Consider the following 19,732-nt stretch of genomic DNA (forward strand, 5'->3'; position numbering starts at 1 on the left):
TACACCTGATACCCAATACGGAAGACATGACATATTCCATGGCATCGGAACAAGAAGTTAAACGCTATCTGGCTTACTGGTTTCAGTTAGGCAAAAAAGTTGTGATTCGTAACGGTGAGTCCGCACTGCTGCCGCAACCCATATTCACAGGCGATCGCTATAGTGATGAGTTTGAACATATCTGGAAGCAAGTTGTGTCACCCGCTAGTGGTGATTGTTACTTAGAAGGCACCGAGCAAACCATTGCCGAACTCCTGACACCCCAGTGGACAGTATCACCTTGTGTTCGCTGTGATATGCCTGTACCTGTTAAAACGGTCGGGATGCCACCAGAACTTTGCCCCTGTAATGATTTACCCAGTTGGCCAAATTCAGAACTTCCAGCACCACGATTTTCTGTCTGTACTCAAGATCGTCTGAGTGCGATTCGCGATCGCTTATCTAAAGCTAGCCCTTATTAAGATTAGGCCTTATGCAGATACTCTACAAGTAGGTGGGCATTGCCCACCTAACTCATACATCAGCTAAGCAATTTTTCTCTCTTGACAAATAATTTTAGACTGTCTTAACTTGTCTAAAGTAGGGTTGACTCAGTCTGTATAGTTGATTGCTTGACCTCGAAACTAATACTTCTTCAAACACGTCAAGGATTCAGGTCTAATCAAGTACCTTCAGGCTAGGCTTGGATAGAAACTCCAACTAGGAGTAAAAAGTGACGCTGATATGAGAATCTTGTTAGTCGAGGATGATGATCGAATTGCCAAGCCTCTGGCTGAAGATCTGAGGCATCAGTATCATATTGTAGACATCGCCGAGGATGGCCTCCTTGGCTGGGAATACTCTCAAGTTACACCGTATGATCTAATTTTGTTAGATCTGATGTTGCCCCGCTTAGATGGAATCACGTTGTGCAAGCGTTTGCGATCGGCTGGTTGGACTTCCCCGATTTTAATGTTGACATCGCGAGACACCACTACAGACAAAGTCGTTGGACTAGATGCTGGTGCGGACGATTATTTAGTCAAACCTTTTGATACAGAAGAGCTAGCAGCACGCATTAGAGCATTATCACGTCGAAGTGCAGAAAGCCGACCACCGATCTTGAGTTGTGGTGACTTACAGCTTGATCCAAGTACCTATAGCGTGAGTTATGGGGAAAAGGATTTATCATTAACCCCTAAAGAGTACATGATTTTGGAATTGCTTTTGAGAAATCCCACTCGTGTGTTCAGTCGCGCCTCACTCCTCCAAAAGCTCTGGGAGTTTGATCAGCTACCTGGCGAGGAAACCATCAAAACTCACATTACAAGCTTACGACGTAAGCTCAAGGAAGCAGGAAGCTCAGAAGATTTTATTGAAACTGTATATGGACTCGGTTATCGCCTTCGCGCTAATTGAGCTACCACTGTTTTGAGCGATCGCACCTTGAATTTGGCATATTAAACGTATTGGAAAAAGGAGGAAAGGAAATTCTATACTTCCCTTTTACCTTTCCACTTTCAACTAAAACCAGTTAATTTAATAGGCAATGCCAAACGTAGAACAGCTTCCGAGTCTGCGACGTTTGCCAGTCCCTTACGCCAGTGTGAGGAATGCTTGTGTTTCAGAAAATTCAGCGCCGCCTGCTGCTATCTTACTTAGTTGTCCTTATCTCCATACTGTTAAGTTTTGCGATCGCAGTTCGTATTGTGTTTACTCGCGTACTCAGCGATCGCTCTGTAGAAAACCTTAAGGAACTAGCAAAAGATGCGGCGAGTGACATGTATTTTGTTGACAACCAGTTAAAAATTCACGAAGAAATTTCTCTGGAACAACTAAATCCTGACCATCAAGCTTTGCAGTGGTTTGATGTTGAGGGCAATCTTGTTGAGTCAAGAGGTTTACCTGAAAATTTATTAGATCCGCCTTTTCCTCGTCAAATAAACTGGGACAAAGTCATGACGGATAAGAACCGCCGTCAATGGTACATCTTACCCGTTAAGAATTATGACTTTACTCAAACAATTGGCTACGTCATAGCAAGTCAATCTCAGGACTACGTTAATTCAACACTTAAAAAATTAGATTTAGGCTTAGGCGGCAGCATTACTATTGCTCTAATTTTTAGTGGCATCAGTGGGATTTTCCTGACTCGGCAGGCAATGCAGCCAATTGAAGAAAGTTTTCGACGACTTCGACAGTTTACGGCTGATGCTTCCCATGAACTGCGCGGACCTCTAATGGCTGTTAAAAGTAACGTAGACGTAGCGCTGAAATATCCGGAAGGTATGCGATCCAGCGATGCAGAAAAGCTTAAAGCAGTTACTAGCGCTGTTAAGCAGATGACTCACCTTACAGAAGATTTATTGTTTTTGGCTCGCACAGAACAAACTCCCAGAGAAGAGCGTAAACCTGTTGATCTAGAGGAACTTCTAGATGGCTTAGTTCAGTTGTATACCCCCCAAGCGAAAGAAAGACGTATCAACTTGAAAGTTTATTTGACTAAGCGTCTTTATCTGCTTGGTGAGCCAATTCAACTTAATCGGTTATTTTCCAATTTGATTGAAAACGCACTGAAGTACACAGTGGAGGGAGGCAAAGTCGAAATCCGAACTAGCCGTGAAGGTTACTATCTTCGGGTGCATGTGCGCGATACAGGCATCGGGATTGCACCGGAACACATCAAGTATATCTTCGACCGCTTTTGGCGGGCTGACGAGGCTCGTGCGTATCGGACTGGTGGTTCGGGCTTAGGGCTAGCAATCGCTCAAGTGATTGCTAGAAATCACGGTGGCTCAATTAGTGTTACGAGCCAAGTTGGGGTTGGTAGTTGCTTTACAGTCCGCTTGCCAGCTTGTGGACGCTAGTGCTGTTGAGCAAAAATAACTCAGCAGTTGGAAAAAAAATGTCTAATCAGCCAGCAGAAATGCGATCGCCTTCCTATAATGAATACTTTCCAGCTACGGTGACACCCTAGGAATCACTTCACCTTGTCCAAACCTGATCATTGCTCTCCCCAAGCGTGTGAGTTTTATCATAAATGAAGTGCCGCTGATGCCTTATTCCTAGTTGCCTATATCAACTATTCCCTATGCCTACATACCCTGGAATTTCTAGCGAAGCATTCAAACATCCCCTCGATCAACAAGCCGAGCAAGCCTTGCGTAGTGTTCCTGGATTTGATCTGGTTGCCCGCAAGTTTGTGGAATTTCTCTACGAACGGCCTCAGTTAGTCTATCTGATGGGCAACTGCATTCAAGTTGGGCCACGGCAATATTCGACTCTTTATCAGATGTTCCGTGAATGTATTCGAGATTTAGATATCTACCCAGAACCAACTCTGTTTGTCGATCAAAACCCCGAAGTCAACAGCCATGCCTTGGGACAAGAACATCCTTACGTAGTCATCAACACAGGCTTATTAGATTTACTGAGTGAAGCAGAAATTCGCACCGTTCTAGCTCATGAGTTAGGACACATTAAATGTGGTCACACTATCTTAATCCAGATGGGAATTTGGGTAACAAATGCTGCCTCAATGTTGGGTGAAATGACATTTGGCTTGGGCAATCTCGTCAGCAGTGGCTTAGTTTATGCCTTTTACGAATGGCGTCGCAAAGCCGAACTCTCCTCAGATCGAGCCGCATTACTAGTCATGGATGATCTCGATATCGTAATCCAGACCATGATGAAAATTGCAGGTGGTAGTGCCAAGTACTCTCACGAGTGCGATCTCAATGAATTTATCCGTCAATCTGAACGTTATCAAGAACTTGATCAAGACGGTCTCAACCAAGTCTACAAATTTTTACTCTATAACGGTGGCAACGGTACGCTCTTAAGCCATCCCTTTCCAGTTGAGCGTTTACGCTACCTCCGAGAATGGGCAAGTTCAGAAGACTATCGCCAAATTCGTCAAGGTAATTATCGACGAGCGACAGCAGAAGGAGCAGTTAATGTTTCCTCAGAACCCTCAGTCAATGAAGTGGAAACACTACAGCGTCAGATTGAGGAACTTCAAAAAGAAATTAACCGTATCAAATCCCCACCCCATAATCCCTAGCCAGGGTGTTCTCTACTTTAGAAACCTAGAGGTAGCTACCGCTTCCAGCAGATTTTTTCAGAAAATAAATCGAAATCTCGCACCCTCCTATTGTAGAGATTTTGTGGCACTCCCAGACTGTAACTGAATCATGGTAATCAACAGCAAGCCTAATAGAATCCACTGCTACAAGTTGTAGCACCTCCCTAATCAAATGAAGGAAAATGTCAGCTACTAACCGATGAGTCCTGTATATTTCATAGAAAATCTATATGATCAGGGTATGCTATCTTCAAAAAATATTTAGGTGGTCAAGCCTACAACAAGAACAATCACTAGTATTGACGCAGAGTGCCATCAGCTTTCTCGTGTTCTACCTTCAGCAGGAACGTAAGCGTCCTGAGATAGTTTCATGATCAGGGATGTTTTCTCACTCTCAGAAGGTCACCAAACTGAGCCTCGCCCCAAGCTAAGCAAGCTAGGGTTCGATACTCGTCATGCTCAGGAAATAATCTATCAATTTTTGTTGGAACTTGTTAGAAAACAGCCCCCAGCAAAAGTTTTACTGGAATTTAAACAATTATTTATTGATTATGATTCTTCCTCTGGAAATGTAGAGGTTATAAAAGCCATATCCAATCTCATTTTCTCGAACAATGAGAATGACTTCCTGCATACGCTAAAGCGGTCTTGTTATATTCTGATCAATAACTGGGATACATCAAGAAACTATAGCTCTATCAAAGCGCTAGTTGACTTGTTTTCCGATCTGAAAATTAATAAGAGAACGCTTTCCCCGGCTCTTAGCCGCTTACGGGCTTGGCTTGCAAATTTCATTCAAAGCCAAGATTATTACGAGCTTAAGTTGTTTCTGGCGAAATACGGCTATTCAGACAAGGCTCATTGGAGTAGTCGTTATACCTCATATTTATTAGTTCCTCAATATACTAATCTTAATAACCCTGTAGAACAACGAGAGGCAGCAAGAGCGCTTTCAAAAAAGCTGAAAGACCAGTTTAAATTTGATTTGGCAATGTACACAGCTCGCTCTCAGTCACCCATACATCATAAAGATAAAACACATAAAAATCCGACAGGTCTGGGTGATGACGTTCTACGGTTTATTAAAATGATTGTCGTGAAACGCGGCACATTTAGTTATGTGAATTTAGCGAATATTTTTCTTGAGCAAACACGAAATATTAAGTATCAAGACTTCAAATATTCTTTGCAAAAATATTTAGTATTTTCTGTAGGCAATAAAGATTTTGTAGAGGTATTAAATAGACAGCTTTCAGAAAAATCAGAAGTGCTATATGAGAGTTATCATGAACAAAGAGTTAATGAAGCATTAATATTGAGAACCTCTAATAAAATTATTGATTATTTAACAACAGAAGATCAGCAAGAACCTTCAGCGTTATTTATTTTGTTACTTTCTCAAGGAAATCACCTTACCTTAGTGATCGTCCTTCTCAAGATTATTTTGATTTGTCCGAATTCGCGTACCCATCTAGAAACTTGTATTGCCAAGTTAATTAAATATTATGCGGATTATTCTGAAGACGAATGCCAGTGGGTTGTTAACTTTTTTGAAGTTTTCAACATAACATTTGCTATTCATGCTGATAACGTCCAATACAACTTGATTAAAATGAGTACAACTAGCCCAGATGATCAGTCAGAAGCTGCCCTGGAAACCTATCGAGTTTTTTCCCAGCTTCGGGAATGTGTCAGCGTAGATACAGAGGAAGAGGGCTTGCCTCAAGTTGACGAAGGCAGAGGGCAGGAGGCAGAAGGCAGAAGGTAGTCTTCAGGGCGCCATACTTATGCATTAGTGAGGCTTTGCGTAGGAGTCGAACAAAATACCTATCCCTGCACCAACAACTTCTGCCAGAATACTGACTAAACGAAACAAGGCAACAACGCTGAGAATTATAGCGATAGGAAAGTAAGGCTTAAGTAATGCGATCGCTGTTGTCTCAAATACTCCTAAACCTCCCGGTGTCGGGATAACCAAACCCAACACCCACGACAGACTAAATGCACTAAATAGCAGTAGGAATTGGCTAGGATTTACAGTTGTAAGGGCGCTAAAGCTGAGTAAGAAGCCAGTACCCCGGAGTATTAAGAAGCCTAGTTCTCCCAATAACGGCAAAACGGGATACCCCTCAAGCTGAAATACCTCCGTGCCAGCCGCTTTTCCCTTTAAACGACTCACTAGCTGAAGCACTGGGTTGAGAACTTTGGGATGAACCGCCAGTAAGACAACGCCCAAACCGAAAATTTGAAATCCCCAACTCCAAGCATTCCCTTGGGCATCCAACCAACCTAGCTGACTAGCCGTTGAGGCAACCAGTAATGCTGCCGCCGCCATCAACAACGGTTCTAGCAAGACGCTAATTGTCGCTGCCCCCAAAGAACCACCTGCATTAGTCACTGCCCACACGCGCCCATAGTAGTGCCAAACATTGCCAGGTATATACTTCGCCACATTAGTCTTCAGGTAAACCGGAAGCACCCAATGGTACTGAACGGGTTGTTTGAACGATCGCAAAATCCAGCCCCAGACTAAGCCTGCCCAGATATGAGCAAGTAAGGTGATAGAGAATGCGATCGCCAAAATTGTCCAGCTAGCTGCATCAATCCGAATTGCCGCAACTTCTCGCCAGTGATCTTTAAATGCCTTTACCAAAAAAAACAGCGTTCCACCCAGAATTAACCACCGGAGGTAGGGCTTCAGCGATGACCAGATTTTCTTCATGACAGAACGGCTTAAAGTCTATATCCGGACTATTAGAGTTGAGCAATAGAACATGATGATTGAGAAGCACTTCGACAGGATGGGGGATTAAACGATTGATAACTTATGATTATCCCTTCTTAAAAAGCAGAGGTACAGGAATCGAAACAGAAGTTACCCAGCATTAGCTGCCTCTAATTCCCTTAAATTCAGAGTTCTAAAGTTGCAGATCGCATGGATTAGAAACCATTGTTTTGGTAAGCATTCCCTATCATCAATCCCAAAATGATAAATTGTCTTTAATTGAGCCTACCTGTTCAAAATAAAGATCGCTAGCCAATGATTTTATCGACTTATTATTTAATCTCGGTTTAACCAGAAATAACAACAGGTGCAATAGGCGCACTGTGTCACTCTCTCTTCAGTTAGAGAATAGCGGTTTTTTAGAGGGAGTCAGAATGTCTCCTTTGCTAGAGGGAGGACTCGCCGTTTTCTTGATATTCTCTATAAGCGTGATTGAAGGATGACCGCTATCACTCCCAAAGCATAAAAGATAACTTGCGATCGGTAGCTTTAGTTCAACTACAGCACTCTACCTTTTTTTAACGGGAGCATTGCAAGCTGCCGTAATTCTGGTGTTTGGGGATATAGCTGTCAGCTTTCATGAAGAGACAATCAGCTTAACTGAAGCTGAAAGGAGTATTTTATGAAAAAATTAACGGCTTTCCTCAAACAGCTACAACTCAGGCAATTATTGACAGTTCTTTTAGCAACAGCAGTACTGTTTGTTAGTACAGCTTGTAACAACGGTAACGAGACTGGGGCACGCCCAAACAACCTTCCTGTTCAGATGGGAGGTTCTAACAATCCCTATAAGAGTGGTGGAGATACTAACACCAACTTTAATCTTTCTCCTGACCCGAAGGTGAACGGCGAAAAAGCCAAGGCTACTGGTAAGCAAGCCAGTATGCCAACCCTATCCAACCCGTTGATTGCTGCGGTTGAGACGCTTTATCCCGGTGCTGAATCACCTGCAAATAGACCCGATGTGGAGAAAGCCTTACCGAAGAAAACCCTGCAAGATTATGAGACATCTGAGCCAGGTGGACTAAACCAACGGAAATCAAGCCTTAGCGATCGCGTTCAAGACCGCTTAGCGGAAGTTAAAGAGACCTTTGATGAGGCTTCTGATTTTATTGGTGAAGACGCACAAGAAGCCTTACAAAGACATGAAGAACCAGGCTTGCGCTAACTGAAAACAGGCTTGTCCCTAAGGCAATACGTTTGATAGTAATTGATTTGTAATTAATAAAGTCTTTTGATTCGTCAAACAAAACGTGCCCTAGGCAAACGTGTAACTTGGTTAAACTATTCGCTTACAACACTTCGGAGGAAGAGATTATGAACAAAGTAGTAGCTTGGTTGAAAAGTAGTAAGTTCAAGCAAATATTAACAGTATTTTTGGCAGGTATCTTACTCTTTGTTAGCACAGCTTGTAATGGTGCGGTATCAGCAAAGAATGCCGAGCAAGTCAAAAAGGTTAAGGAAATCTACCCAGGTGCAGAACAACCAGCACAGAGACCAAATGTAGAGAGGCGTCTACCTAAGATAAGCCAACAAGATTTTGAAAAATCTGAACCGGGTGGACAAATTCAACGGGATTCAGATTTAGATGATCGTGTTGAAAATCGCCTAACGACGGTGAAAAAGACTTTTGATAAGGCTTCGGAATTTATCAAAGAGGATGCAAAGGAAGCTCTAGAGAGACACGAAGATGTACGCAAGCCCGGTTTGCGTTAACTGAGAGTGGGATTGTATCCTAAATAATCTATTGTTATGGCTGGAATTGATTTGCTAGATTTATATGCTTTTCAATTCATCAAACAAGAAAATTGATTGTTGTTTGAAGCCATAAGTCCCTTAACCTTTCACTCAAAACAAAATTGGAGGAATTACTCAATGAACAAAGTAATCAATTGGTTAAAAGATATCCGGCTGGATCGAATCCTAACAATTTGTCTAGTTGGTCTCTTAGTTGTTGTAACTACTGCTTGTAGTGGTGGCGCATCAGCAAAGACTGCCGACAAAATCAGAGAAGAAGTTCCAGGAAGCGCTCTCACAAATGAATACAAAGGTGGGATAAATAGCTACAGTGATGTCGATCCTAGACAGAATACTACAGGCGCAGAAGCGAAGGCTAAAGCTCTGGTAGACAATGCCCAGAGAAACATCGACGAGAAGGGTATTGATAGTACTGAGCAATATGTTGAAAACTACCGGAGTGGTACACCCCTTGGCGAGAGAACACGCCGGATTGGTGAAGATGTAGGCGAGGCAGCTAAGAACGTTGGCGAAGATGTCTCTAAGGGCGCTCAAAAGAACGCTCAACAAACCAAGGCAACGGCTCAAGATGCGGCTATAAATACCAAGCAGGCGGCTGACAAGACTTCTAGAACTGCTCAAAGCAAAGTCAACGAGGGCGTTAAGGGTGCTCAGCGAAGCGTAGATAATGCGGCTGATGCTGGTGACAGCTTGGGCGATAAAATCAAGCAAGCTGCTGAAAATGCTGCTGATGCTATTAATCCAAACGTCAACAGCAAATAAACCACAACGAGGTTTAGGTGATGCGGCTGAAGCAAACGACTAAAATTAGCTAAGTCTAAACCTAAAAATAAAACTTACAAGAACCAGTCAGATGGGAGTACCCAGTGGCTGGTTTTTCAGTCTCACAACATGGGTTAAAGCTGGCAAAACGTCTAACGCTACGCTGTACCGAAGGCTGATGCGAGCATTGGCTATAAAAGAATCTAAGTTGATTGCCCGTATTCGCGATACCAAGCTTCTAACGCCAAGTGATGCACCTCTCGCCAAGAGCGGTTATTGGTTCTTGCTAGCGTTGCACAATCTTCGTATTCTGGCTGGACGTTAGTGATGATTCTGTCAGTTGAATCATTACTCCAAGCCACCTTCACCCGTACCTCACCATACTGAGTCTGTACGCTTTGGATTTCCCGTGGCAAAATTGCTCGTTGTTGAGTCAGACGCCGCACTCCCAAAGTAGTTGTTTCACGGAATAAAACCGCTTCACAAGCCTCGATATCCTGAGGATGGCAAATTACGGTGAGTAAGATACCTGGTCGAGACTTCTTCATCCCAATCGGCTGAGTGAAAACATCCACTGCACCCGCATTAAATAGCGTCTCAAACACATAGCCGATCGCTTGAGGACTCAAGTCATCAATTTGGGTTTCTAGTACCGAAATTGTTTCTAGGGAAGAGTTTGTTGTTTGTTGTTCATTGTCCGATCCCCCCAACCCCCCCTTACTAACGGGGGGCAAAGGAGGGTTAACCATCGACGACTGACCAATCCACAGCCGCAAAATATTGGGAATCGGCAACTTGATCGAACCTGCACCATTGCCAACCCGTTGAATCGTCATTGCTGGAGGCGCACCAAAACCAGTGGCAAGCGTAACTGCGATCGCAGCTCCCGTTGGTGTCACCAATTCCCGCTCAATCCCGTTGCTGTAAACTGGCACCTGGCGCAATTCCCATAATTTCAGCACGGCTGGTACTGGCACCGAGAGCCGACCATGTGCCGCTCGTACTGTCCCACCACCAGTAGGGAGAGCCGAACAGTAGAGTTGGTCAATCCCCAGCCAATCCAGCCCCAAGCACGTACCCACAATGTCTACAATGGCATCAGTAGCCCCGACTTCATGGAAATGAACCTTCTGGGGTGCAATGCCATGTACTGCTCCTTCTGCCTCAGCGAGTTTGCGGAAGACAGCAAGGCTCCACTCTTGAACTCGTGGTGGTAACTCTGCTGTTGTAATTAAGTGCTCAATTTCTGGCAGGTGCCGTGTCGGAGCATGAACAGAGGTTTTGTCTTCAGTCTCTGAGGTAAGACTTGCTGAGTGATCATGGTCATGAGGGTGATGTCCATGTCCATTGCTCGTGCTGTGAGGATGTTGTTCTTTGGTTTGTAAATCTACATGGACTTTCGTTGCGACTTGACCATTGTGGTGAACGTTTTCGGCTCGTAACTGGTACTCCTGCTCAATCCCCAGTTTGGCAAGTTTTTCAGTTAAGTACTCCAAAGGCACACCTGCCGCCACGAGTGCCCCCAGACACATATCACCAGCAATTCCTGTCTGGCAATCCAGGTACGCAAGCTTTGTCATACAGTTTTGACTATTGAGTTTTGAGTGAATGTATCATTCATGACTCGTACTTTTAGAAAGAAGAATAAATTTTGATGGCGACAATTTACACTGTCCATCCGGAAACTCCCCAAATCCGTCGAATAGAGGAAATTAGAAACGAACTGCAAGATGGTGCAGTAATGCTATATCCGACTGATACCGTTTATGCAATTGGTTGCGATTTGAATGTGAAGTCCGCCGTAGAACGTGTAAGGCGTCTGAAGCAATTATCTAATGATAAGCCTCTGACGTTTCTATGTTCCTCTCTATCCAATATCGCTGAGTATGCCTTAGTGAGTGACTCTGCTTACCGCTTGATGAGGAGCCTAATTCCAGGACCTTACACATTCTTGCTACCAGCAACGAAGTTAGTGCCCCGGTTGGTGATGAGTCCCAAACGTAAAACTAGCGGTATCCGTGTTCCTGATCATCCAGTCTGTCAAGCGCTGCTGAAAGCCTTGGGAAATCCCGTTATTTCCACCTCCGCACATTTGGCAGATGAGGAGGGCAAAATCCCGACACTGGGACTGGAACGAGCGAAACTGTTTGACGAGTTTGATGGCTTGGTAGACATCATTGTGGACGATGGCTCGGAACCGGGTACTCAAGTATCAACCATCGTAGATATGACAGGTGAGGAACCTGTCATGGTGCGAAAAGGTCTGGGATGGGAAGCGGCGATGGCTTGGGCATCACCAGTTAGCCAAAACTGGGAGTAGAGGCGTTTGTAGCGGCTTGCCCAGTTCTCGGTTTATCCATCGAACCAGACACTACAAGCGACTGGTTGGGGATTACGGAGGAAGAGTTTGCTCTCAATCCACTTTCTGTACTGGTCTACAGATACCAGCTTCTCTTGGCTCTTACAATCCTAGGGCATAAATTGCTCAAATGCTTTTACGGCAAGGATTACAAGCCCTGAGGCAGGGCTGTCAGCGAAAAGCCGTCCAAGCGGTCAACCAGTGAGCGCGTAGGTAATCTTAGGTAGTGTCCTAAGAATGCCTGAATGACTCAGGGTAGCAATCTACAGTCGAATTGTGGACAGCAAGAGAGGGACAGAGGATGGATGACAACCCAGCCAAACATCCCTCGCTGAGGAAAGTTGTCGCACTTCGTCATAATGAGTCTAGCGGGGCAATACCATGAACGTTAAAACAGCCAATCTCAATCAAATTTCCGACAGTGAACTGTACGCTCCGGAAAATGTCAAAGAAACTGACACTCAAGGTTTAACAGAAATGCTGCTGGAAGAAATTCGTTCGCAGCTAAAAACATCACCCAGCCGTGCAGATGCAGTAGCGAACCGGATTGCCTTAGAGGTAGAACGGATTTGCCACAAAAGCGATCGCATCCAAACCAGTGGTGAAATCGGCTCTTGGCAATTTACCTTGGCACGCCATCGGTTGAATAAGTGCCTGTCGTACTATCAACTCGGTTCCAAGCAAGGTCGTGTCGAACTGCACAGCAACCTCAGCGTCATGATTTATCGTCATGTCGCGCCGTCTCACGCTCAGTTAACCTTTGCGGCTCGCTACAACTTGATTGAGGACTTTTTGCAAGACTTTTATGCGGAGTCTCTCAAAGCCTTCCGGCGGGAAAATGAAGTGGATGCTAACTACTCCCCACGTACCCAGTTTGAGCTAGCAGAGTACATGGCGTTTACTGAGCAATATGCTAAGCGGCGCATCCAATTGCCCAGTCGCAATAGTCAGCAGCTAATTGTCCTGAGGGCACAAAGCTTTGCTAGGCGTCAACCTAGCGAAACCGCGCTGGATATTGAGCAGGCAGTTGAGTTTAAAGGCGATGAAGCCTCAGACCAAAGCCGTTCTCCTGCGATGCAGCAAGTGCGGTTGCGTCTGGTTGCCCAAGCGACTGACCCCAGTGAAGCCGTTTTGCGCGATCGCGTTGTTTCTGAGCTGGTACAGTACCTAGAGTCTCAAGGTCACTCCGATTGCGCGGATTACCTAATCTTAAAGCTGCAAGACCTCGCGGCTCCTGATATTGATGCCATCCTTGGTCTAACGCCTAGAGAGCGTGACTACCTGCAACAGCGCTTTAAGTACCATGTCGAAAAATTCTCTCGGTCTTCACACTGGAAACTTGTTCACCAGTGGCTAGGTGCAGACCTAGACCAGAAGCTAGGAATGTCATCTGAGCAATGGGAAATCTTTGTGGCACAGCTTGAGCTGCAACAGCAACAGCTATTGCAGCTCAAACAAGCTCACAAGAATGACCAAGAGATTGCCAAAGCCTTGAAATGCACACCCAAACAGGTACAAAAGCGCTGGACTGGGTTGTTGGAACTTGCTTGGAAGACTCGCAACTCTACTGTAGACCAGGCTATTAGTGAGAATGAACAGTAAGGAGTGGGACGTGAGCAAGGAATGTTGGCAGTTGAGAGTAGCCACTTAAATTAGGTGGGTTTCACTCTCAGCTCTTGCTAGTCCCACTCTACGGTCATCAGGAATGTTTTTGCTTGGTAAAAATTAATTCTGTTGAGGGTTGCCACGAAAACCACCTGAGCTGGCTGCATTACCGTTCATTCGCCAAGATTGGTTACAGCCACAGCTAAACTTTAAACCTAATCCAACGGCAACTTGAGCCTAATTACCGAGCTGATATTGTCTATTTACTAGGTAGAGAAAATGTATAACTTGCAACCTATAAATCTTTTTATTAATCACACTATCCCAGGTCAATTGTGTCTAACTTTTGCTACCGTAGGGTTAACAAATTGAAACGATAATTGAGTACTCGATCTAGGCATACAACCTCTGGCAATCAACGGTAGTATCTCATCCATCTAGACATACAATTCACAGCAAGAAGTAGTTATGGCGGTCAACATTGCTCAAGCTTCTGATTCACCCCAGATAGCAGCACAACTTCAGCAGCAAGCACTCAAGCAGGTTTGGGAGAACATTCAGCCCGATAGTTGCCCGTATTCCTACAACTTCCATATGCACACCATCCACTCGGATGGTCAACTAAAGCCAAAAGACTTGATCGATCAGGCGATCGCGATCGGACTCAAAGGACTTGCGATTACCGATCACCATACAATCAGTGGCTACCAAATTGCTCAAAGCTGGCTGGAACACTGCCAGCAGGAATCACCTTCTACTCCAGTTCCCGGCCTCTGGACTGGTGTTGAAATCACCGCTGACCTTCTCGGTACTGAGGTTCACATCCTAGGCTATGCCTTTGATCCAGAACATCCCAGCTTACAGTCTTATCTACAAGGCAAAGCCCCAAAACAAAGCGAAGCGCAAGCCGCCGCTGTAATTGTTGCACTTCATCAAGCGGGTGGCTTGGCAGTCTTGGCTCACCCACAACGTTATCGACGCTCAGCAGACGAACTTATTCCCGTAGCCGCGCAGTTAGGGATTGATGGTGTTGAAACTTACTACGCCTACAATAATCCTGAACCTTGGCAACCTAGCCCTAATCAAACCAAGCAAGTCAAGCGGCTGAGCGCAACCTTTAATCTATTCAATACTTGCGGTACAGATACCCACGGCTTAAACTTGCTACGGCGTATCTAGTTTTGGGGCTAGCGCTAGAGAATTCAAAAAGTGGTGGCTTCGGCGGCGGTAGTAGTGGCGGAAGTTTTTAACTACCTCAAGTTGGCAATGCCTTGATCAAGTTTGAGCTGTTGACTAATCAAAGCCGCAAGACGTTCCGCACTATCTGGAATGGCAAGGGAAGCTGCGTTTTGTGCCATTTGTTGCAAAGCTTGCGGTGACTGCAATAAATTCATTACCTTACTTTGGAGCAATTCGGGTGTCAGTTCTGCCTGACGAAATACCAAAGCTGCACCCGCATCAGCAAAGCTAGCGGCGTTGAAGGATTGGTGGTCTTCGGCAGCGTAGGGGTAAGGGATTAAAATGGCGGGTGTCTTAGTAATTGCGAGTTCCGTTAATGTTCCTGCACCAGCACGGCTAACGGCTAGATTTGCTCGTTGGAGTAGTCCTGCCATGTTTTCATAAAATGGCATTTGCAAGTATTGAGGGTGCTTTAAGCTAGCTGCGTCTGGGTCTTTTTCACCCGTTAAATGAACAACCCAGGCACCTGCTTCAAACCAAGTAGGCGCACATTGACGTACCAGTTCGTTTACTGCGATCGCACCTTGGGAACCTCCCACTACAACAATTAACGGCACATCGTCAGGAATGGGTAGTTCCAGCTTCTGGATGCTACGAAAATTAGAGCGCACAGGTGTCCCGACATGAACAGTTTTTGCTCTCGGTAGGTACTGGGTAGTCGATTCAAACCCTAGAGCCACAAGACTACACAACGGGCTAAAAAAGCGAGTGACTTTGCCAGGAATGGCATTCGATTCATGTAGAATCACTGGCACCCCCTGCCAACGTGCGGCAATTATTGCAGGACTTGCAATATAGCCGCCTGTCGTAAAGACACAATCAAATTTATTGGTTTTGATCAGTTGCCGCACCTGACGCACGGAACTGGCAAGTCGCCCTAAGATTCGTAAGGTACCCAGACCCAAACGCTGTTGAAAGCCTTCTACAGGAATCATGTGGAGGGGATACTGCGCGGGGACTAGTTCTCGTTCGAGTCGGTCAGGAACACCTAGCCACTCGATTTTATAATCGGGTAACTGTTGGGCGAGTGCGATCGCAGGAAATAAGTGTCCCCCAGTGCCACTGGCGGCAATCAGCAATCGAATCGGTGCGGTAGCCAAAGTGTCTTTTTCTCCTAGAGGCGACAGTACTTTGAAGAAGGCAGAGGGCAGGAGGCAGACGGCAAAAGGGAACCAATTAGAAGGGGATTGAGACTCCCCAATTGGGAGCAACCCAATCAACAAGGATTGGAGGGGCTTGTACCAAGTGCTCCCTTTCGGTCGAAGGCAGATGGCAATTGGGTATAAAAGCAAGCATAAAAGCCCTCTGCCCTCTGCCTCCTGCCTTTCTTGGTCAGCTAAAATCAACAATCAGGTGTAAATTGGCGAGTATAGCATCTAAGCTTTGATGATTAAACGCCTATCCTTTGATTAAACTATTCCCTACCCCATCTCTCAATGTACAATCCGGCAATTTCACTCGGTCAGCTATCCCAATCCCTGACTGCCAAAGCCAAATCTCGCTCCTTGGGCTGGTCAGCGTTTCTTCTGTTAACACTAGGTTTCACAGCAGGATGGTCAGGAAATGCCCAAGCTGAAAGTCCTGAAACGGCCCCACCTCAGCTAAAAGATGCTCTCTCTCAAATTGATGCGGCTGCTAATAGCCGTAATCTACAGGCTGTGATGCAGTTTTATGGCGCTGATTTCAAACATTCCGATGGTTTAACTCGTGCTTCGATGGAGCAAGCTCTAACTCAGTTATGGGAACGCTACCCTGAGTTAACGTATCGTACAGAACTTCAGGATTGGACGCGAGAGGGTGATGAGATTATTGCGGAAACGGTGACGTACATTACAGGTAGCCAGCCTAGTGAAAGCATGGCGATGAAACTGGAAGCAACTTTGCGATCGCGTCAGCACTTTGAGAACCAAACAATTGTTCAGCAGGACATCTTAGCCGAACGCACTCAGCTAACCTCAGGAGTCAATCCTCCTACAGTGGATGTGCAGTTACCCAATGAAGTGCGTGTAGGTCAGGAGTACAACTTTGATGTCATTGTCAAAGAACCACTAGGAGATGACTTTCTCTTGGGAACAGCGTTGGAAGAACCTGTAAAGTCAGAACGCTACACCACCCCAGCCGATTTTGCTCTAGAGTTATTGCCTGCTGGTGGAATTTTTAAAGTGGGTAAAGCCCCTTCGACCGATGAAGACCGTTGGATTTCGGCGGTATTGATTCGGGGAGATGGGATGACGATGATTACGCAGCGCTTGCCAGTTGTGGGTAGTTCCTCTGCTTCAAAGAAGCCTTCGACTTAATATACAGCTAAGGGCGCACAGCCGTGCGCCCCTACAAGACTTACCTTTCACCTCTTACAACCAACTAAATGTGTAATCGCTTACCCAGTTGGATACAGAAATTTCTATGGTTGCAGTAAAAGATCAAATCGTTTTGATTACGGGTGCTAGCAGTGGTATTGGTGAAGCGTGTGCCAGGGTATTTGCTCAAGCTGGGGCGAAACTTATCCTTACAGCACGGCGTCAGGAACGTTTAGAACAGCTAGCTGACCAACTTAGTAAGACGTATGCTTGTGAACTGCATCTGCTGCCATTGGATGTAAGCGATCGCACTCAAGTTCAAACTACACTTGAGAGTCTACCCGCATCTTGGCAAGAGGTGGACATCTTGATCAACAATGCTGGTCTTAGTCGGGGGCTAGATAAGGTTCATGAAGCCAGTATCCAAGACTGGGAAGAGATGATTGATACCAATATCAAAGGATTACTTTACATGACGCGATCGCTGCTACCAGGAATGGTCAGTCGTGGCAGAGGTCATGTGATTAATATTGGCTCAATTGCGGGTCATCAAACCTATCCGGGTGGCAGCGTCTACTGTGCGACAAAAGCGGCTGTTAAATCCATTTCTGAGGGGTTAAAGCAAGACCTTTTGGGTACACCTGTGCGAGTTAGTTCCGTAGACCCCGGCATGGTGGAAACTGATTTTAGTAATGTTCGATTTCGGGGTGACACTGAGCGTGCTAAGAAGGTTTACCAAGGGGTGACACCGTTAACGCCAGATGATGTTGCTGATGTGATTTTCTTCTGTGCAACGCGATCGCCCCATGTCAACATTAACGAAGTTATCCTTATGCCAACGGCTCAAGCCAGTGCTACGCAAGTCAGTCGTCAAACTTGAAGTGTGGTAATTTGCTACGTTTGAACGACAATTTCAGACAAAGTTTACAAAATACCATTTGCTCACTCATCACTTAGAGTTATGCCTTTGAGCGCAGCATCAGGTCAAAGCTCAAAATCTCCTCCTGAACCCTGGTTAGCTGTTAATCTCTCGATGTTTTTCCCTGGTATTGGACAACTTTATGCCGGGGAAAAATTGAAGGGATTGGGATTTATCGCTAGTGAGGTATTGCTAATTGCGATCGCCTTTTGGTCTATATTCAGTCCTACTGGAAATACAGCTACAGGACTTATCTGTTTACTTTTTGCTGTTGCTGTCTATATCTGGAGTCTCTTCGATGCCTTCGCCTGCGCCAATAAGCAGTCGGAAGCAAACGCAACTGAGAAAATTCCTAGAAGTGTCAAAAGTCCCTGGTTTGCCGTTTTCCTCTCCCGCATCTTACCTGGTCTTGGTCAGTTGTACGTTGAAAAGGCAGCTCTGGGAGCCTTTTTTTTATCATTAATAATTATTTGCTCTCTTACTACCAGTATCTTTCCTAACTTACTCTTAATTGTTCCAATTATTTCAGCCGTAGCTTCCTACCATGCCTTTATTGCATTGCCAAAACATCAAAGGCAAAGGCAAAATCTGATTATTGTTATTACTATCCTCGTTTTAGCTACTGGAATTATTGCTAGCTACCTACCAACTTGGATTAGACAAGAAGTTGATTTTTTTGAAATTCCAAGCAAATCAATGTTACCAACGTTGGACGTGGGAGATAGAGTCTTTGTCCGTAAGTCTCGTAATTATTCACCTCAGCAAGGTGATGTAATAGTCTTCAAAATACCTGATGCAGCCAAGCTACTAGAGTCTGAGACGAACAACAACAAGGAACGATATTTTATTAAGCGGGTAATCGGTGAGCCAGGACAAGCTGTGAGTGTTAGTGATGGAGTGGTTTATATTAATGACCAACGTTTACAAGAACCCTATATTGCAGCTCCACCTACCTATGAATGGGAGTCCGAATCAGTTCCACCTAACTCTTATGTTGTAATGGGTGATAATCGCGATAATAGCTTTGATTCTCATGTTTGGGGATTCTTGCAAAAGCATTATATTGTTGGTCGAGCCTATAAGATTTATTGGCCCCCCTCAAGAAACAAGTCACTGTAATTTCCTGTCAATGCGTAAGTCCTAAATTCAACTAGGAATGCGGATATATCGCGCCTGTACCGCCATGTGAATGCCATAGGCAACAAGACCGAGTGCGACAATCCCCAAAAGCCAAGGGCCATAGGGCTGTTGTGCCAAGGATTGTAGCGCTCCATCCAGCCCTCTTACTTCGCTAGCGTCAGACTGACGTGCTGCCTGAAGTAGGAAGAAGCCAATTATGCAAAAAACAACCCCCCGTGCCCCTAGACCAAATCTACCGATACGTGTTGCCCAAGTTTCCTCGGTAGGACTCATCTCCTGCAACTTCATCTTTTTACGGAATTTAGCTTGATAAGCTTTGTACAGTTGGTAGAAGCCAAAGCCGATGACCAACGCTCCGATAAGACCAACTAACCATTGCCCAAAGGGTTGTGCAAGCAAGCGGGCTGTCCAGTCTTGCTTTGAATTGCCACCGCCGCCACCACCCGAACCCCTAATCAGCCCGATCGCGGTGAAGGCTAAACTCGCATAAATTAAGCCACTACCTGCATAACCCAGGCGAGTCGCCCAACCTTTGGCATCATCACCTTTGTGTTCAGGGTCTTGAACAGCTTGTACAAAACGCCAAACCACATATCCAATCAGACCAACTGTTAACAACGCTAATAAAAACTTTCCAAAGGGTTGTGCTGCGATCGCACTAAGCGCACCTTTTGTATCAGTTGTTTGACCGCCTGAGCCGACTGCCGCTTGCACTGCTAGCACGCCCACAATTGCATAAACGATGCCCTTGGCAAGATAACCAATTCGTGCCAGTCTTTCCACCCACATAAATTACCTCCCTAGA

General features: G+C 45.3%; 18 protein-coding genes. 14 read left to right on the top strand and 4 right to left on the bottom strand.

What is annotated here, in order from left to right; genetic code table 11:
• Nucleotides 1–38 precede the first annotated feature (38 nt).
• The 5 genes from AC5JL3_RS33335 to AC5JL3_RS33355 all read left to right on the top strand — a co-directional run bounded on the left by AC5JL3_RS33335 (nucleotide 39) and on the right by AC5JL3_RS33355 (nucleotide 5,831).
• Complete coding sequence (locus tag AC5JL3_RS33335) at nucleotides 39–461, top strand: hypothetical protein (protein WP_496078627.1); 423 nt, start codon at nucleotides 39–41, stop codon at nucleotides 459–461.
• A 262-nt stretch (nucleotides 462–723) separates the two neighbouring features.
• A complete protein-coding gene (locus AC5JL3_RS33340) occupies nucleotides 724–1,398 on the top strand; it encodes a response regulator transcription factor (RefSeq protein ID WP_496078542.1) in 675 nt (224 codons plus the stop codon).
• 200 nt (nucleotides 1,399–1,598) lie between these two features.
• Nucleotides 1,599–2,846, top strand: coding sequence for a sensor histidine kinase (locus AC5JL3_RS33345; protein ID WP_496078543.1), 1,248 nt, complete (start codon nucleotides 1,599–1,601; stop codon nucleotides 2,844–2,846).
• A gap of 224 nt (nucleotides 2,847–3,070) precedes the next feature.
• Complete coding sequence (locus AC5JL3_RS33350; protein ID WP_496078544.1) at nucleotides 3,071–4,042, top strand: M48 family metallopeptidase; 972 nt, start codon at nucleotides 3,071–3,073, stop codon at nucleotides 4,040–4,042.
• A 391-nt stretch (nucleotides 4,043–4,433) separates the two neighbouring features.
• On the top strand, nucleotides 4,434–5,831 hold the full coding sequence (locus tag AC5JL3_RS33355; protein ID WP_496078545.1) for a Sll1247 family protein: 1,398 nt from the start codon (nucleotides 4,434–4,436) through the stop codon (nucleotides 5,829–5,831).
• A gap of 24 nt (nucleotides 5,832–5,855) precedes the next feature.
• On the opposite strand, the gene AC5JL3_RS33360 is transcribed toward AC5JL3_RS33355, so the two are convergent.
• Nucleotides 5,856–6,785, bottom strand: a complete 930-nt coding sequence (locus AC5JL3_RS33360; RefSeq protein WP_496078546.1) for a lysylphosphatidylglycerol synthase domain-containing protein — start codon at nucleotides 6,783–6,785, stop codon at nucleotides 5,856–5,858.
• 685 nt (nucleotides 6,786–7,470) lie between these two features.
• Between AC5JL3_RS33360 and AC5JL3_RS33365 the strand changes: the two genes are divergently transcribed.
• From AC5JL3_RS33365 to AC5JL3_RS33375, 3 genes are all read left to right on the top strand, one after another.
• Complete coding sequence (locus AC5JL3_RS33365; protein ID WP_496078547.1) at nucleotides 7,471–8,016, top strand: DUF6658 family protein; 546 nt, start codon at nucleotides 7,471–7,473, stop codon at nucleotides 8,014–8,016.
• A gap of 149 nt (nucleotides 8,017–8,165) precedes the next feature.
• Nucleotides 8,166–8,564 carry a DUF6658 family protein gene (locus AC5JL3_RS33370; protein ID WP_496078548.1) on the top strand — a complete coding sequence of 133 codons (399 nt, stop codon included), beginning with the start codon at nucleotides 8,166–8,168 and terminating at the stop codon, nucleotides 8,562–8,564.
• A 159-nt stretch (nucleotides 8,565–8,723) separates the two neighbouring features.
• Complete coding sequence (locus AC5JL3_RS33375) at nucleotides 8,724–9,368, top strand: DUF6658 family protein (protein WP_496078549.1); 645 nt, start codon at nucleotides 8,724–8,726, stop codon at nucleotides 9,366–9,368.
• Between the two features lie 203 nt (nucleotides 9,369–9,571).
• Here the strand turns inward: AC5JL3_RS33375 and larC are convergent, their stop codons facing one another.
• A complete protein-coding gene (gene larC / locus AC5JL3_RS33380) occupies nucleotides 9,572–10,948 on the bottom strand; it encodes a nickel pincer cofactor biosynthesis protein LarC (protein ID WP_496078550.1) in 1,377 nt (458 codons plus the stop codon).
• A 74-nt stretch (nucleotides 10,949–11,022) separates the two neighbouring features.
• On the opposite strand from larC, the gene AC5JL3_RS33385 reads away from it, so the two are divergent.
• From AC5JL3_RS33385 to AC5JL3_RS33395, 3 genes are all read left to right on the top strand, one after another.
• Nucleotides 11,023–11,688, top strand: a complete 666-nt coding sequence (locus AC5JL3_RS33385; RefSeq protein WP_496078551.1) for an L-threonylcarbamoyladenylate synthase — start codon at nucleotides 11,023–11,025, stop codon at nucleotides 11,686–11,688.
• Between the two features lie 420 nt (nucleotides 11,689–12,108).
• Complete coding sequence (locus AC5JL3_RS33390; protein ID WP_496078552.1) at nucleotides 12,109–13,329, top strand: HetZ-related protein; 1,221 nt, start codon at nucleotides 12,109–12,111, stop codon at nucleotides 13,327–13,329.
• Between the two features lie 471 nt (nucleotides 13,330–13,800).
• Nucleotides 13,801–14,511, top strand: coding sequence for a PHP domain-containing protein (locus tag AC5JL3_RS33395; RefSeq protein ID WP_496078553.1), 711 nt, complete (start codon nucleotides 13,801–13,803; stop codon nucleotides 14,509–14,511).
• Nucleotides 14,512–14,582: 71 nt separating this feature from the next.
• Here AC5JL3_RS33395 and murG read toward each other — a convergent pair whose 3' ends face one another.
• A complete protein-coding gene (gene murG / locus AC5JL3_RS33400) occupies nucleotides 14,583–15,671 on the bottom strand; it encodes an undecaprenyldiphospho-muramoylpentapeptide beta-N-acetylglucosaminyltransferase (protein ID WP_496078554.1) in 1,089 nt (362 codons plus the stop codon).
• 336 nt (nucleotides 15,672–16,007) lie between these two features.
• Here murG and AC5JL3_RS33405 point away from each other — a divergent pair, with 336 nt between their 5' ends.
• The 3 genes from AC5JL3_RS33405 to lepB all read left to right on the top strand — a co-directional run bounded on the left by AC5JL3_RS33405 (nucleotide 16,008) and on the right by lepB (nucleotide 18,906).
• Nucleotides 16,008–16,868: a DUF8623 domain-containing protein gene (locus tag AC5JL3_RS33405; RefSeq protein ID WP_496078555.1), complete on the top strand. Its 861-nt coding sequence runs from the start codon at nucleotides 16,008–16,010 to the stop codon at nucleotides 16,866–16,868.
• A gap of 106 nt (nucleotides 16,869–16,974) precedes the next feature.
• Nucleotides 16,975–17,748 carry an SDR family oxidoreductase gene (locus tag AC5JL3_RS33410; RefSeq protein ID WP_496078556.1) on the top strand — a complete coding sequence of 258 codons (774 nt, stop codon included), beginning with the start codon at nucleotides 16,975–16,977 and terminating at the stop codon, nucleotides 17,746–17,748.
• 81 nt (nucleotides 17,749–17,829) lie between these two features.
• A complete protein-coding gene (lepB, locus tag AC5JL3_RS33415) occupies nucleotides 17,830–18,906 on the top strand; it encodes a signal peptidase I (RefSeq protein ID WP_496078557.1) in 1,077 nt (358 codons plus the stop codon).
• Between the two features lie 27 nt (nucleotides 18,907–18,933).
• On the opposite strand, the gene AC5JL3_RS33420 is transcribed toward lepB, so the two are convergent.
• The gene (locus tag AC5JL3_RS33420; RefSeq protein ID WP_496078558.1) at nucleotides 18,934–19,716 is read right to left on the bottom strand and encodes a DUF1206 domain-containing protein; all 783 of its coding nucleotides are present in this window, start codon (nucleotides 19,714–19,716) and stop codon (nucleotides 18,934–18,936) included.
• Between the last annotated feature and the right edge of the window lie 16 nt (nucleotides 19,717–19,732).

The sequence above is a fragment of the Symplocastrum torsivum genome (assembly GCF_059505465.1).

What these genes read in the sequence shown, in the direction of transcription:
- AC5JL3_RS33335 (WP_496078627.1), top strand. Translation starts at nt 39, where the DNA reads ATGGCATCGGAACAAGAAGTTAAACGCTATCTGGCTTACTGGTTTCAG.
- AC5JL3_RS33340 (WP_496078542.1), top strand. Translation starts at nt 724, where the DNA reads ATGAGAATCTTGTTAGTCGAGGATGATGATCGAATTGCCAAGCCTCTG.
- AC5JL3_RS33350 (WP_496078544.1), top strand. Translation starts at nt 3,071, where the DNA reads ATGCCTACATACCCTGGAATTTCTAGCGAAGCATTCAAACATCCCCTC.
- AC5JL3_RS33355 (WP_496078545.1), top strand. Translation starts at nt 4,434, where the DNA reads ATGATCAGGGATGTTTTCTCACTCTCAGAAGGTCACCAAACTGAGCCT.
- AC5JL3_RS33360 (WP_496078546.1), bottom strand. Translation starts at nt 6,785, where the DNA reads ATGAAGAAAATCTGGTCATCGCTGAAGCCCTACCTCCGGTGGTTAATT.
- AC5JL3_RS33365 (WP_496078547.1), top strand. Translation starts at nt 7,471, where the DNA reads ATGAAAAAATTAACGGCTTTCCTCAAACAGCTACAACTCAGGCAATTA.
- AC5JL3_RS33370 (WP_496078548.1), top strand. Translation starts at nt 8,166, where the DNA reads ATGAACAAAGTAGTAGCTTGGTTGAAAAGTAGTAAGTTCAAGCAAATA.
- AC5JL3_RS33375 (WP_496078549.1), top strand. Translation starts at nt 8,724, where the DNA reads ATGAACAAAGTAATCAATTGGTTAAAAGATATCCGGCTGGATCGAATC.
- larC (WP_496078550.1), bottom strand. Translation starts at nt 10,948, where the DNA reads ATGACAAAGCTTGCGTACCTGGATTGCCAGACAGGAATTGCTGGTGAT.
- AC5JL3_RS33385 (WP_496078551.1), top strand. Translation starts at nt 11,023, where the DNA reads ATGGCGACAATTTACACTGTCCATCCGGAAACTCCCCAAATCCGTCGA.
- AC5JL3_RS33390 (WP_496078552.1), top strand. Translation starts at nt 12,109, where the DNA reads ATGAACGTTAAAACAGCCAATCTCAATCAAATTTCCGACAGTGAACTG.
- AC5JL3_RS33395 (WP_496078553.1), top strand. Translation starts at nt 13,801, where the DNA reads ATGGCGGTCAACATTGCTCAAGCTTCTGATTCACCCCAGATAGCAGCA.
- AC5JL3_RS33405 (WP_496078555.1), top strand. Translation starts at nt 16,008, where the DNA reads ATGTACAATCCGGCAATTTCACTCGGTCAGCTATCCCAATCCCTGACT.
- AC5JL3_RS33410 (WP_496078556.1), top strand. Translation starts at nt 16,975, where the DNA reads ATGGTTGCAGTAAAAGATCAAATCGTTTTGATTACGGGTGCTAGCAGT.
- lepB (WP_496078557.1), top strand. Translation starts at nt 17,830, where the DNA reads ATGCCTTTGAGCGCAGCATCAGGTCAAAGCTCAAAATCTCCTCCTGAA.
- AC5JL3_RS33420 (WP_496078558.1), bottom strand. Translation starts at nt 19,716, where the DNA reads ATGTGGGTGGAAAGACTGGCACGAATTGGTTATCTTGCCAAGGGCATC.